The 13,970-nt window shown below is 42.8% G+C and carries 9 protein-coding genes, 1 tRNA gene and 2 rRNA genes (1 of these 12 only partly in view); 11 read left to right on the forward strand and 1 reads right to left on the reverse strand.

Going from position 1 to position 13,970, the window contains the following annotated elements:
* Nucleotide 1 precedes the first annotated feature (1 nt).
* The 3 genes from AC4CS8_RS01690 to sufB all read left to right on the forward strand — a co-directional run bounded on the left by AC4CS8_RS01690 (nt 2) and on the right by sufB (nt 3,577).
* Nucleotides 2–1,225 carry a cysteine desulfurase gene (locus AC4CS8_RS01690; RefSeq protein WP_493893255.1) on the forward strand — a complete coding sequence of 408 codons (1,224 nt, stop codon included), beginning with the start codon at nt 2–4 and terminating at the stop codon, nt 1,223–1,225.
* The gene (gene sufU / locus AC4CS8_RS01695; RefSeq protein WP_493893256.1) at nt 1,212–1,652 is read left to right on the forward strand and encodes a Fe-S cluster assembly sulfur transfer protein SufU; all 441 of its coding nucleotides are present in this window, start codon (nt 1,212–1,214) and stop codon (nt 1,650–1,652) included. The genes AC4CS8_RS01690 and sufU overlap by 14 nt, the downstream gene beginning before the upstream one ends.
* 509 nt (nt 1,653–2,161) lie before the next feature.
* Complete coding sequence (sufB, locus tag AC4CS8_RS01700; RefSeq protein ID WP_493893257.1) at nt 2,162–3,577, forward strand: Fe-S cluster assembly protein SufB; 1,416 nt, start codon at nt 2,162–2,164, stop codon at nt 3,575–3,577.
* Nucleotides 3,578–4,147: 570 nt separating this feature from the next.
* Here the strand turns inward: sufB and pbp3 are convergent.
* The gene (pbp3, locus tag AC4CS8_RS01705) at nt 4,148–5,392 is read right to left on the reverse strand and encodes a D-alanyl-D-alanine carboxypeptidase PBP3 (protein ID WP_493893258.1); all 1,245 of its coding nucleotides are present in this window, start codon (nt 5,390–5,392) and stop codon (nt 4,148–4,150) included.
* Between the two features lie 234 nt (nt 5,393–5,626).
* Here pbp3 and AC4CS8_RS01710 point away from each other — a divergent pair, with 234 nt between their 5' ends.
* From AC4CS8_RS01710 to AC4CS8_RS01745, 8 genes are all read left to right on the forward strand, one after another.
* Nucleotides 5,627–7,408 carry an oligopeptide ABC transporter substrate-binding protein gene (locus AC4CS8_RS01710; RefSeq protein ID WP_493893259.1) on the forward strand — a complete coding sequence of 594 codons (1,782 nt, stop codon included), beginning with the start codon at nt 5,627–5,629 and terminating at the stop codon, nt 7,406–7,408.
* A gap of 241 nt (nt 7,409–7,649) precedes the next feature.
* A complete protein-coding gene (locus AC4CS8_RS01715) occupies nt 7,650–8,648 on the forward strand; it encodes an ABC transporter ATP-binding protein (protein WP_493893260.1) in 999 nt (332 codons plus the stop codon).
* Nucleotides 8,649–8,650: 2 nt separating this feature from the next.
* Nucleotides 8,651–9,592 carry an ATP-binding cassette domain-containing protein gene (locus tag AC4CS8_RS01720; RefSeq protein WP_493893261.1) on the forward strand — a complete coding sequence of 314 codons (942 nt, stop codon included), beginning with the start codon at nt 8,651–8,653 and terminating at the stop codon, nt 9,590–9,592.
* A 2-nt stretch (nt 9,593–9,594) separates the two neighbouring features.
* The gene (gene opp4B, locus AC4CS8_RS01725; protein ID WP_493893262.1) at nt 9,595–10,551 is read left to right on the forward strand and encodes an oligopeptide ABC transporter permease; all 957 of its coding nucleotides are present in this window, start codon (nt 9,595–9,597) and stop codon (nt 10,549–10,551) included.
* An 11-nt stretch (nt 10,552–10,562) separates the two neighbouring features.
* Complete coding sequence (locus AC4CS8_RS01730; RefSeq protein WP_493893263.1) at nt 10,563–11,465, forward strand: ABC transporter permease; 903 nt, start codon at nt 10,563–10,565, stop codon at nt 11,463–11,465.
* Between the two features lie 341 nt (nt 11,466–11,806).
* Nucleotides 11,807–13,363 (forward strand): 16S ribosomal RNA (locus AC4CS8_RS01735).
* A gap of 52 nt (nt 13,364–13,415) precedes the next feature.
* A tRNA-Ala gene (locus tag AC4CS8_RS01740) sits at nt 13,416–13,488 on the forward strand.
* A 162-nt stretch (nt 13,489–13,650) separates the two neighbouring features.
* A 23S ribosomal RNA gene (locus AC4CS8_RS01745) occupies nt 13,651–13,970 on the forward strand (it continues 2,585 nt past the right edge of the window).
* Together the 16S and 23S rRNA genes with 1 tRNA gene alongside form the textbook arrangement of a ribosomal RNA operon.

Consider the following 13,970-nt stretch of genomic DNA (forward strand, 5'->3'; position numbering starts at 1 on the left):
TATGGATTTGGAACGCATTCGCAAGGATTTTTCAATCCTAGACCAAGTTGTTAACGATGAGCCGCTGGTCTATTTGGACAATGCGGCGACCACTCAAAAACCGCAGCAGGTGCTAGACGTGCTAGCGGATTATTACCAGAATGACAATGCCAATGTCCACCGTGGCGTTCACACTTTATCTGAGCGGGCAACGGCTCGCTACGAGGCGGCTCGGCAGAAAGTGGCAGATTTTATCCAGGCCAAGTCTAGTAAGGAAATTCTCTTTACCAGAGGAACGACCACCGGTCTTAACTGGGTAGCTCAGTTTGCAAAGGAAATTCTCCAGCCAGACCAGGAAGTGATCATCTCGGTTCAAGAGCACCACTCCAATATCATCCCGTGGCAGCAAGCCTGTCAGCACACAGGTGCCAAGCTCCGCTATGTGCCCCTAAAAGACGGCGAGCTAGACATGGACCACCTGCGGTCGCTACTGACTTCCAAAACCAAGTTCGTTTCCCTAGCCCACGTATCCAATGTCCTAGGCAGCGTGGCTCCTATTGGGGAAATAGCAGAGCTGGTGCATCAAGTCGGTGCCTACTTGGTGGTGGACGGAGCCCAGTCGGTTCCTCACATGGCCGTCAACGTGCAAGAATTAGACGTGGACTTCTATGCCTTTTCAGGTCATAAAATGTTAGGACCGACAGGAATTGGCGTTCTCTACGGCAAGGAAGAATTGCTCAATCTCATGTCGCCTGTTGAATTCGGCGGTGAGATGATTGACTTTGTCTATGAGCAGTCAGCTACTTGGAAAGAATTACCTTGGAAGTTTGAAGCGGGAACACCTAACATTGCAGGTGCGATTGGTCTGGGAGCGGCCATTGATTACCTGACGGAAATTGGCATGGACGCTATCCAGGCCCACGAGGCAGAGCTAGTCGACTATGTCTTTCCAAAATTGCAGGCTATTCCAGGCTTGACCATTTATGGCGGTCAGAATCTGTCCAAGCGGACGGGGGTTATTGCCTTTAACTTGGACGACTTACATCCGCACGATGTGGCAACCGCCTTGGACTATGAAGGGGTTGCTGTGCGGGCAGGTCACCATTGTGCCCAACCGCTTCTCAGATATTTGCAGGTGCCAGCTACAGTACGAGCAAGTTTTTACATCTATAATACCAAGGCTGACTGTGATAAGTTGGTTGACGCAATCATCAAGACAAAGGAGTTTTTCAATGGCCCTAACTAGATTAGATTCTCTTTATATGGCAGTTGTGTCTGAACACTCCAAGTCGCCTCGTCACCGCGGAAGCTTGGACGGAGTGGAAAAGTTAGAACTCCACAACCCAACCTGCGGCGATGTGATTGAACTATCAGTCAAGATTGAAAATGAAGTGATTACCGATATTGCTTTTGACGGAGTTGGGTGCACCATTTCAACCGCATCGGCTTCTATGATGACCGAGGCAGTACTTGGTAAAGAAATCAGTCAGATTCAAGAACTGGCAGAAATCTTCTCACAAATGGTCCAAGGACAAGAAGACGCACGCCAGAAGGAACTGGGAGATGCCTCCCTTCTAGCAGGCGTTGCCAAATTCCCCCAACGCATCAAGTGTGCCACACTCCCATGGAATGCCCTGAAGAAAGCACTGGAACGCAGTGACAGTGCTGAATGAAGGGGGACAGCGACATGAGCGATTTTGGTCGATAATACCAAAATCGGCGAGTTAGTAAGCCACTTAGCAAGGTTGATTAGAACCTTGCGTTACTTGGTTAGGAACTTTAGTTCCAACCAAGTTTAGTGTCTTGAAGAAAGCACTTGAACGTCGTGAAAGTGCTGAATGAGCATCAATATAGTCATTTAGTTTTTCTTTTATTACTTCGACGAGCGAGGAAACTTCGTTTCCTTATTTTCAACTTCAAACACTCCACTGGAGTATTTGAACTCGCTTTGCCGTACTCCAGTACTGTCTGCAGCTCGTTGCCTAGTACTAAAAGTAAACTAAAAGACTATAAATAAACAAATTGAAAATAACAGAGAAAGGATTGTTCAGTTTCTGATTGGAATTGAAATTGAACTCGCCCTAAAAGCTTTTGAAAAAAGATGAATCTCTTCGTGTGTTTGCACACGAAGTTGATTCCCTATTTTTCATTGGCTTTCTTAAGGGGCTTAGTATCTTATATTATGTCAGAAGAAAGAATTGAACCAACCCCGATTGATCTTGGGGAATACAAATTCGGTTTCCATGACGAGAACGTGGAACTGGTGGCCTCGACTGGTAAGGGATTAAGCGAAGAAGTGATTCGCGAAATGTCCCGTATCAAAGGCGAGCCTGAATGGATGTTGGAATTCCGTTTGAAATCCTATGAAACCTTCAATAAAATGCCTATGCAGACTTGGGGAGCTGACTTATCTGAACTGGATTTTGATGATATTGTTTACTATCAAAAACCGTCGGATAAGCCAGCACGTAGCTGGGATGATGTACCGGACAAAATTAAGGAAACCTTTGAACGCATAGGTATTCCAGAAGCTGAGCGTGCTTACTTAGCTGGTGCTTCTGCCCAGTATGAATCAGAAGTGGTTTACCACAACATGAAGGAAGAGTACGACAAGCACGGCATCATCTTTACCGATACCGATACGGCTCTTAAGGAACATCCAGAACTTTTCAAGAAATATTTTGGAAAATTAGTTCCACCGTCAGATAACAAATTGGCTGCCCTTAACTCAGCAGTTTGGTCTGGCGGTACCTTCATCTATGTACCAAAAGGTGTCAAGTTGGATATTCCATTGCAAACCTATTTCCGTATCAACAATGAAGGAACAGGCCAGTTTGAGCGTACCCTTATCATCGTAGATGAAGGAGCAAGTGTTCACTATGTAGAAGGCTGTACGGCTCCGACTTATTCAACAGCCAGCCTCCACGCAGCGATTGTAGAAATCATTGCCCACGAAGGTGCCTATATGCGTTATACGACCATTCAAAACTGGTCAGATAATGTTTATAACTTGGTAACCAAACGTGCCCGTGCTGAGAAAAATGCCACAGTAGAGTGGATTGACGGAAACCTTGGTGCTAAGACGACCATGAAATACCCTGCGGTTTATTTGGAAGGCGAAGGAGCCCGTGGAACCATGTTGTCCATTGCCTTTGCCAACAAAGGTCAGGTCCAAGATACCGGTGCCAAGATGATTCACAATGCACCGCGTACTTCATCCTCTATCGTATCCAAATCCATTGCTCGTGGCGGTGGAGAGGTTAATTACCGTGGACAAGTAACCTTTGCTAAGAACTCAGCCAAGTCTATCAGCCACATCGAGTGTGATACCATTATCATGGATGATATTTCTAAATCAGATACCATTCCGTTCAATGAAATTCACAACTCTCAAGTAGCTCTAGAGCACGAAGCAAAAGTTTCAAAAATCTCGGAAGAACAACTCTATTACCTCATGAGCCGTGGCCTATCCGAATCCGAAGCCACAGAGATGATTGTCATGGGCTTTGTCGAACCATTCACCAAAGAACTCCCAATGGAATACGCAGTCGAACTCAACAGACTGATTGCCTATGAAATGGAGGGGAGCGTGGGTTAAGGCAACAATTCGGGGAATTGTTGCCTTCCACGCTCGTCATTCTCACACTCCAACCGAGGTGGGAGATAAGGAGCGATGGGAATCGCTCCTCTTTGCAATTCAGACAACCTTGTTACTCAAACAGCCCAAAGCTGTTCAAACCCGTCAAACTCCCCACTGAAGTTGGAGATAGGGAGCGACGGAAGTCGCTCTTCTCTATAAATTACATAGTCTGGGAGACTATTTTTATCCTACTGACATCACTCCCTGCAAGGGAGTGACATATCATAAGGAGTTCCGTAGGAACTCTCTCCAACCGACGTTGGAGATGAGGAGTAGCGAATGCTCCTCTTTATAATTTCCTATGATTTATTGTTCTTCCACGCTCGTCGTTTTCTGTAAGAAAACGATGTATGGTAAGGAGTTCCGAGGGAACTCTTGCTTAGGGTGCTGACTATAAAGGAATAGCGAGGACTGCTCTACATAATCATGTACAAAACTGATTAGAAAAGCCCCTATTATGAAACAATATAAAACAAAAAAGCTTGAAATCCATACAAATTGATTTCAAGCTTTTTTGAATATTATCTGTTATAAGTTTTCATTGACATAGCGAACGAAGTGATTCCACCAAGAGACAGGCCAGTGTGCCTCCGCTACCGTCTCGGGTGCTACCATATCAATGCTAGGTTGCTCAACAATGTAACCTTGTCCAATCAAATCGGTATCGTTCAATTGTAAAGTTCCAATGACGGTACCTTTTTTTAAGGGTGCGTTGAAATTCGTTTGAAGGCTTGTAAAATTCGCTACCGTTGGCTCAGTATTTTTATTGCGTCGGATGACATATAAATCGCTTGCAGCTACAGCAGGGCTTGTTGCACTTGTACCGTTGAAGATTGAAACTTTACTCTTGTTGTAAGATTCCCCTTCTAATACTAGTTCTTCTAAAGAAAAGTATTGATAGATGTAGTTTAGTAAATTGTTGGTAGCGACGAATCGCTTGTCAGAGTTTTCCTTTCCATCAGTAGCACTTAAAATAACAGTAATCACCCGCATATTATTTTCATATGAGGTCGCTACGAAACTGGCACCGGCGGAATCTGTTGTTCCTGTTTTTAATCCATCCACTCCGTTTCGTCCATAAGCTAGATTTTTTAGCATCGAGTTAGAATTGGCATAGGTGATTCCAGAAAACTCATACGAGGCCATAGAGGTAATTTCCAAAACCTGTGGGTAATCTACTAATAAATGATGTGCGATAATAGCAACAGCAGTTGCACTTAGTTTGTTTTCGTCGGTGTCGCTACTGCCTGGATAACGATAGTCGCCTAAGTAGCTATTATTGACACCTGAGGCATTGACGATAGTGGCATCTGAAATTCCCCAGCTCTCTAGTTTTGTTCGCATTAAATCAACAAATAGCTGTTCACTTCCAGCCACCTTTTCAGCAAGAGCGATGCTGGCACTACTAGCAGAACTCAACAAGGAAGCTTGTAAGAGTTGTTTGACAGTATAAGATTGGGCGCTAAAATTTACATTCGCAACTGGGGAAGTAATACTTAAAGTATAAGGATATTCCGATATTTCAACTTGGCTATCCATAGTAAAATCCCCATTTTCAATAGCTTCGTATACAAGATAGGCAGTCAGAAGATTTGTTATTGAACCAACAGCAACAGGTGTTTGAGCCTCTTTTTCATAGAGGATTTTTCCTGTAGTTGCTTCAATGGCGAGTGCGTGAGAAGCTTCAGCGCTATATTCTTCAGCGGAAACATTTGAATTAAATGTTGCAATAAGCAATAGAATTCCTATCGTGAGGAGAAAAAATTTTTTCATTGAAAGTCTCCATCTTTCTGATGTTTTCTATTATTATAGCACAGAAATATAGAGCAGAAAACTACCGATAAAAATGAAAAGGGTATATGGAAGTGTTTTTGAAGACAGACAATAGTATCTCTTTTACAAAATTTTCTGACAAAAGTATTTTCTTTAAGAAAACTTTATGGTAGAATTGTATACGTAAACAGAATTTCATTCTGTTAAAATGAAAAAGAAAAACAGAGGTGTTTTATGAAAAAGTCTAAGCTTTTCACCCTTGCCGGAGTAACACTCCTATCTGCATCTGTATTGGCAGCATGTGGATCAAGTTCAAGCTCAAGTTCTAAGGAGCAAAATACAACTTATCCAACTGAAGTGACCAATGAAGGCACAGCCATCAAAGGCGGTCAATTGAATTACGCTATTGTGTCAGCGTCACCATCAACAGGCCTCTTGATTGATGAATTGACGGACAGTAATGTTGACAGTAGCTTTGGTTCTATGGTTGACAGCCCTATGTTTGGTTATGATGGTAACCGTAAGTTGGATGATTCAGGTCTTGCTAAAGTAGAGTTTGACACAGATAAGAAGACAGTAACGGTTACTTTGACAGGTAAAGATTACAAGTGGTCAGATGGCGAGGCATTCACAATCGACGACTATGTCTTCACCATCAAATCAATGGCTAGTAAAGACTACACAGGTGTACGTTATGATGATACCTTCACAAATATCGAAGGTATGGATGAGTTCCATGAGGGTACCGCGACAGACATCTCAGGTGTCAAAAAAGTTGATGACTACACAGTTGTCTTGACTATGAAAGAAATGACCCCTTCAATGATGTACGCAGGTGGTGCAGTACCAGCCTATGTTGCACCAGAACACATCTACAAAGATATTCCAGTTGCTGATTGGGAGTCAAACGAATACTCACGTACTGCTAAACACGTTGGTATGGGGCCATTCGTCATTAAAGAAATGGTAAGTGGTGAGTCTGTAACCTTTGCGGCTAACCCTAACTACTTCAAGGGTCAACCAAAATTGGACACTGTGAAAATGGATATCGTATCACCAGACACAATCGTGTCAGAAATGGAAGCTGGGAACTATGATATCGCGGAAATGCCAAATGACCAGTTGGATTCATACAAAGATTTGTCAAACATTACTTTGACAGGTGCAATTGGCTCTTCTTACGAGTACATTGGATTTAACCTTGGTACCTATGATGCCGAAGCAGGAACAAACGTCATGAATGAAAATGCCAAGATGAATGATGTGAAACTTCGTCAGGCGATGGGGTATGCTTTGGATACTAAGACAGCAGGTGAAAGTCTCTACAACGGTCTTTACAAACCAGCTAACTCATTGATTATCTCATTCTTCGGTGATGTACATGATTCTGAATTGGCAGGATACACTTACGATCCAGACAAAGCCAATGAGTTGCTTGACGAGGCAGGCTATAAAGACGTAGACGGTGATGGAATTCGTGAAGGTAAAGACGGTAAAGAATTCAAGATTACATTTGCAGCACGTAAACGTACAGAAGCAAATGAAACCTTGGTACAACAGTACATCACATGGTGGAAAGAAGTTGGCTTGAACGTTGAGCTTTACACTGGACGTACAATTGAAGTTAACTCATTCTATGATATGCTTCAAGCAAATGATCAAAATATTGATGTGTATGCAGGTGGTTGGTCAACAGGTTACGATCCAGACCCATCAGGTTTGTATGGAGCAAAAGCAAAATTCAACTTCAGCCACTTTGTATCAGATGAAAACACTAATCTTTTGAAAGCAATTGGTTCAGTAGACTCATTCGATGAGAAAACAAACATTGAAAACTACAAAGCATGGCAGGAATATGCATTTGAACAAGCGTTTGTTATCCCTACGTTCGAAAGCGAATCATTGATTGCTGTAAATAAACGCGTGAAATACTACGATCGTTACTATGGTTCAGCTTCAAAAGCAGGCTGGGAAGAACTTGAGTTGACAGCTGATAAAGGTGTCGTTGCAGAATAAAGTTTTGCTACTAACTCTGAGAAAAAGCCAACTATGGTTGGCTTTTTTCGAGTTGGTATGTAAGAAAATGGGAAAGTTTGTTAGAATTTCTGCCATTTGAGATGTTTATTTTTATTAAAATAGCTAGCATAAACCCCCAAATTGTGATAGACTAATAGAAATATTCTGTTTTAATAAGAATAGAATTTGAATCCTGAGCAGGGCGTTTGACGAACTGGCTAGTGATAAAAGGAGGAAAAGCGTGAGTAAGGAAAAGCCGCTTTTAGAAATGAAAGATTTGCACGTCGGATTTCGAATTGGTGATGAATTTTTTGATGCCGTTGATGGAGTTTCAATGGATCTACATAAGAATGAGATTCTTGCCATTGTTGGAGAATCTGGCTGTGGAAAATCAACCTTAGCAACGACTATTATGGGACTGCATAACCCTTTGAATACAAAAATTGAAGGTAGTATCCAATATAATAACCAAGAACTTGTTGGATTGACAGAAGATAAATACAATAGCATTCGCGGAAATGATATTGGGATGATTTTCCAAGATCCCTTGGCTTCACTTAACCCTCTGATGACAATTGGGGCTCAAATTGATGAAGCCCTTGTTTATCATACAGACTTAACAGCGACAGAGCGTAAGGAACGCGTATTGGAACTTTTGGGCCAAGTCGGCATTCCAAATCCAAAACGGACATTTAAGCAGTATCCACATGAATTGTCAGGTGGTATGCGTCAACGGATTATTATTGCGATTGCTCTTTCGTGTAAGCCACCTGTTATTATTGCGGATGAACCGACCACAGCCTTAGATGTGACGATTCAAGCTCAAATTTTGGATCTTTTGAATGATATTCAAGCAGAGACAGGATCAGGTATTATCCTTATAACGCATGATCTCGGAGTAGTGGCAGAAACGGCTGACCGCGTTGCAGTTATGTACGGTGGACAATTTGTGGAAGTAGCACCAGTAGAAGAGTTGTTCACAAATCCAAGACATCCATATACCCGCTCGCTTTTGAAATCAAATCCACAATCAGAAGGTGAGAGCGGAGATCTCCATGTTATCGAAGGAGCTGTGCCACCGATTACTAAAATGATCCGTCAGGGTTGTCGTTTTGCACCACGTATTTCATGGATTGAAGCATCAGCTCACGAAGAGAATCCAACTATGCACGAAGTTTCACCAAACCACTTCGTACGTTGTACGTGCCATGAGACATTCTATTTTGAAGAGGAGGCTTAAGAATGGGATTTATTGAAATCAACGATTTAAAAGTTCATTACCCAATTCGTAGTGGCTTCTTTAACCGTATCAAAGACCATGTATATGCTGTTGACGGTGTCAATATCGAAATCGAAGAAGGAAAAACCTACGGTCTTGTAGGGGAGTCGGGTTCAGGGAAATCAACGATTGGTAAAGCGATTATCGGTTTGGAACGTGCGACATCAGGTGAGATTTTTTATGAAGGTCAAAACGTGACCAATAAGTCTCGCAAAAAGAAAGGGACTTTCAACCGCGACGTACAGATGATTTTCCAAGACTCGCTTTCAAGTTTTAACCCTAAAAAACGAATTTTGGACATCATTGCAGAACCGATTCGAAATTTTGACCGTTTGTCGCCAGATGAAGAAAAAAAACGCGTTCTGGAATTGTTAGATATTATCGGTTTGAATGAAGAAGCTCTGATCAAGTATCCACATGAGTTCTCAGGAGGGCAACGCCAACGTATTGGAGTTGCACGTGCCCTTGCAAGTAATCCACGTTTAATCATTGCAGATGAACCTGTATCTGCATTGGATTTATCAGTTCAAGCACAAGTCTTGAACTATATGAAACGTATCCAAGAAGAGTATAAGTTGAGTTATCTATTTATCTCGCATGATCTTGGAGTTGTGCAACATATGTGTGATGAACTATTCATCATGTATCGTGGTCGCTTTGTAGAAACTGGCAATAAAAAAGATATTTATACAAACCCACAGCATATCTATACTAAGCGCTTATTGTCAGCGATTCCGGTTATTGATCCGGTTAATCGTGTTAAAAATAAAGAAAAACGTTTAGCAGCAGAGCAAGAATACCAAGAAAAGCAAAAATTCTACTATGATGCAAACGGCCGTGTATTCGATTTGCAAACTATTTCACCAACGCATAGCGTAGCGTTACCAGAAGAAGGAGGAAACTAAGTATGTGGAAAACTATTTTACGTCGTCTACTCATGATGATTCCTCAGATTATCATTCTTAGTATCGTCGCCTTTGCGTTTGCAAAAATGATGCCTGGTGATCCGTTTACAGGATTGATTGATCCGTCTATTGACCCAGCAGTTATTGAACAAAAACGGATAGCAGCAGGCTACTATGATCCTATCCACATTCAATATTTCCGTTGGATTGGAAATATTCTCCAAGGAGATTTTGGACAGAGCTTTGTCTTTAAACAGCCTGTTTTGAGTATTATCATGGAACGAATGAACAACACTATTTGGTTGTCGTTGTTAACTATGATTTTGACCTATGCCATTGCCTTGCCGCTTGGTATGATTGCAGGACGTTACCAAAATTCTATTGCAGATAGAATCATTGTTGTTTATAACTTTTTGACCTTCTCGACTCCGATATTCATCTTTGCTATTCTTCTATTATGGTTGTTTGGTTTTGGACTTGGATGGTTCCCGACTCGTGGTTCGGTTGGTTCAGGACTTGAAGGAATAGAGCTTATCTTTAGTCGTCTTCATCATATGATTTTGCCGGCCTTGACAATGGCTATCTTATCGACAACCAGTACGATTCAATACCTACGTACAGGAATTATAGACGCTAAAGGGCAAGACTATGTTCGTACAGCACGTGCAAAAGGTGTGCCAGAGAAAGTTGTGTATAATCGCCACATTTTCCGGAACTCTATTTTGCCAATCGCATCTTATTTGGGATATGAATTGACAGGGTTGATAGGTGGTGCAGTATTTGTTGAATCAATCTTTACCTATCCAGGTATGGGACAACTCTTCATCACTTCCCTTTCAGGACGTGACTATAGTGTTATCTTGGCCTTGATTTTGATGTTTGGATTTGCAACTCTATTGGGCACTCTATTATCAGATATCATTATGAGTATTGTAGATCCACGAATTCGTGTGAAATAAGGAGGAGTCAAGTGAGTAAAGAAACTAAAAAACAAGTCAACACGGCTTCAACTCCTCCAGGTGGATTTCGTGTTATCGCTAGAGAATTTTTAAAAGATAAGGTGGCCTTAGGCTCATTGATTATCTTGGTTACGATTTTATTGACTGTCTTTATTGGAAGTTTCTTCTTGAATCAAGAAGAAGTTATGAAAGTCAACTTGATGGGGCGTTATTTAGCACCTGGAGTTGATGGACATATTTTAGGAACAGATGAAGGCGGGAAAGATATATTCGGTCAATTAATTATCGGGGCTCGTAACTCAATCGTTATCGGATTTTCCATTACAATTATCACCAGTTTTATCGGAGTGTCTTTAGGAATCATTTCGGGTTATTATGGAGGTCGCCTCGACGGAATTCTGATGAGAATTGTTGATTTCATCATGATTTTGCCAACTCTAATGATGATAATTGTATTCGTTACTGTGATTAAGAACTATACAATCTATCACTTTATTGCCATTATGAGCGCTTTTTATTGGACCTTTAAAGCACGCTTTTTCCGGACGCGAACCTTATCGGAATCACGTTTGGATTATGTAAGTGCGTCGAAAACTCTTGGGACTAGTGATTTTATGATTATGTTCAGGGAGATTTTACCAAACCTCAGTTCATTGATTATTGTTAACCTAACATTGAATTTTGCAGGTAATATTGGTATTGAGACTTCCTTAACTTATCTTGGATTTGGTTTACCATCAACAGTTCCAAGTTTAGGAACCCTAATCTCTAATGCACGTAATGCAGATATTCTAGAAAATAAGACCTGGATTTGGTTGCCAGCAGCAATCTTTATCCTGGTCATGATGTTGTGTATTAACTACATTGGACAAGCTTTCCAACGTGCAGCAGATGCAAAACAACGTCTTGGATAAGAAAGAACAATGCAAGAATCAGAGATACTGCTGTAGTTTCTCTGATTTTTTTATTTTTCCCCTTGACACAGACTAGAAGGATATGATATACTTTTTAAGTTCTCGGTTGAAGGGAATCAATAATAAAAAAGTTTTAAAAAAATTAAAAAAGTTATTGACAAACAGAAACGGAACTGATATACTGATATAGTTGTCGCTTGAGAGAGCGGTAGACAAGACCTTTGAAAATTAAAGAAGACGAACCAAACGTGCAGGGTGATTTATCTAAAGGATAAATCGTCAATGACAAAACAAAACAATAAAACGGAAAGCTAGTCATAGCTTGAGTTTGAATCAAAACTTTTTATGAGAGTTTGATCCTGGCTCAGGACGAACGCTGGCGGCGTGCCTAATACATGCAAGTGGAACGCACTTATTTCACCGGAGCTTGCTCCACCGAGATAAGTGAGTCGCGAACGGGTGAGTAACGCGTAGGTAACCTGCCTCATAGCGGGGGATAACTATTGGAAACGATAGCTAATACCGCATAACAGTATTTACTGCATGGTAGATGCTTGAAAGAAGCAACTGCTTCACTATGAGATGGACCTGCGTTGTATTAGCTAGTTGGTGGGGTAACGGCTCACCAAGGCTTCGATACATAGCCGACCTGAGAGGGTGATCGGCCACACTGGGACTGAGACACGGCCCAGACTCCTACGGGAGGCAGCAGTAGGGAATCTTCGGCAATGGGGGCAACCCTGACCGAGCAACGCCGCGTGAGTGAAGAAGGTTTTCGGATCGTAAAGCTCTGTTGTAAGAGAAGAACGTGTGTGAGAGTGGAAAGTTCACACAGTGACGGTATCTTACCAGAAAGGGACGGCTAACTACGTGCCAGCAGCCGCGGTAATACGTAGGTCCCAAGCGTTGTCCGGATTTATTGGGCGTAAAGCGAGCGCAGGCGGTTTGATAAGTCTGAAGTAAAAGGCTGTGGCTTAACCATAGTACGCTTTGGAAACTGTCAAACTTGAGTGCAGAAGGGGAGAGTGGAATTCCATGTGTAGCGGTGAAATGCGTAGATATATGGAGGAACACCGGTGGCGAAAGCGGCTCTCTGGTCTGTAACTGACGCTGAGGCTCGAAAGCGTGGGGAGCGAACAGGATTAGATACCCTGGTAGTCCACGCCGTAAACGATGAGTGCTAGGTGTTGGGTCCTTTCCGGGACTCAGTGCCGCAGCTAACGCATTAAGCACTCCGCCTGGGGAGTACGACCGCAAGGTTGAAACTCAAAGGAATTGACGGGGGCCCGCACAAGCGGTGGAGCATGTGGTTTAATTCGAAGCAACGCGAAGAACCTTACCAGGTCTTGACATCCCGATGACCGCCCTAGAGATAGGGTTTCTCTTCGGAGCATCGGTGACAGGTGGTGCATGGTTGTCGTCAGCTCGTGTCGTGAGATGTTGGGTTAAGTCCCGCAACGAGCGCAACCCCTATTGTTAGTTGCCATCATTCAGTTGGGCACTCTAGCGAGACTGCCGGTAATAAACCGGAGGAAGGTGGGGATGACGTCAAATCATCATGCCCCTTATGACCTGGGCTACACACGTGCTACAATGGCTGGTACAACGAGTCGCAAGTCGGTGACGGCAAGCTAATCTCTTAAAGCCAGTCTCAGTTCGGATTGTAGGCTGCAACTCGCCTACATGAAGTCGGAATCGCTAGTAATCGCGGATCAGCACGCCGCGGTGAATACGTTCCCGGGCCTTGTACACACCGCCCGTCACACCACGAGAGTTTGTAACACCCGAAGTCGGTGAGGTAACCATTTAGGAGCCAGCCGCCTAAGGTGGGATAGATGATTGGGGTGAAGTCGTAACAAGGTAGCCGTATCGGAAGGTGCGGCTGGATCACCTCCTTTCTAAGGAAATGGAACCTGTACGTTAGTCTTCTTTAATTTTGAGAGGTCTTGTGGGGCCTTAGCTCAGCTGGGAGAGCGCCTGCTTTGCACGCAGGAGGTCAGCGGTTCGATCCCGCTAGGCTCCATTAACAACGAAAGTTGTTAAACTTGTCCATTGAAAATTGAATATCTATCAAACATTCCTAAACGTATGTAACAGTACGTATAGAAATAGTAACAAGAAAATAAACCGAAAACGCTGTGAATATTTAATGAGTTTTCTAATTTTAAAAAAATTAGGTTAATAAGGTTAAGTTAATAAGGGCGCACGGTGGATGCCTTGGCACTAGAAGCCGAAGAAGGACGTGACTAACGACGAAATGCCTTGGGGAGCTGTAAGTAAGCAATGATCCAGGGGTGTCCGAATGGGGGAACCCGGCAGGTTGATGCCTGTCACCCATCACTGTTAAGGTGGTGAGGAGGAAGACGCAGTGAACTGAAACATCTAAGTAGCTGCAGGAAGAGAAAGCAAAAGCGATTGCCTTAGTAGCGGCGAGCGAAACGGCAGGAGGGCAAACCAGAGAGTTTACTCTCTGGGGTTGTAGGACTGCAATGTGGACTTAAAGAT

The organism is Streptococcus sp. NSSLK0004, assembly GCF_059039125.1.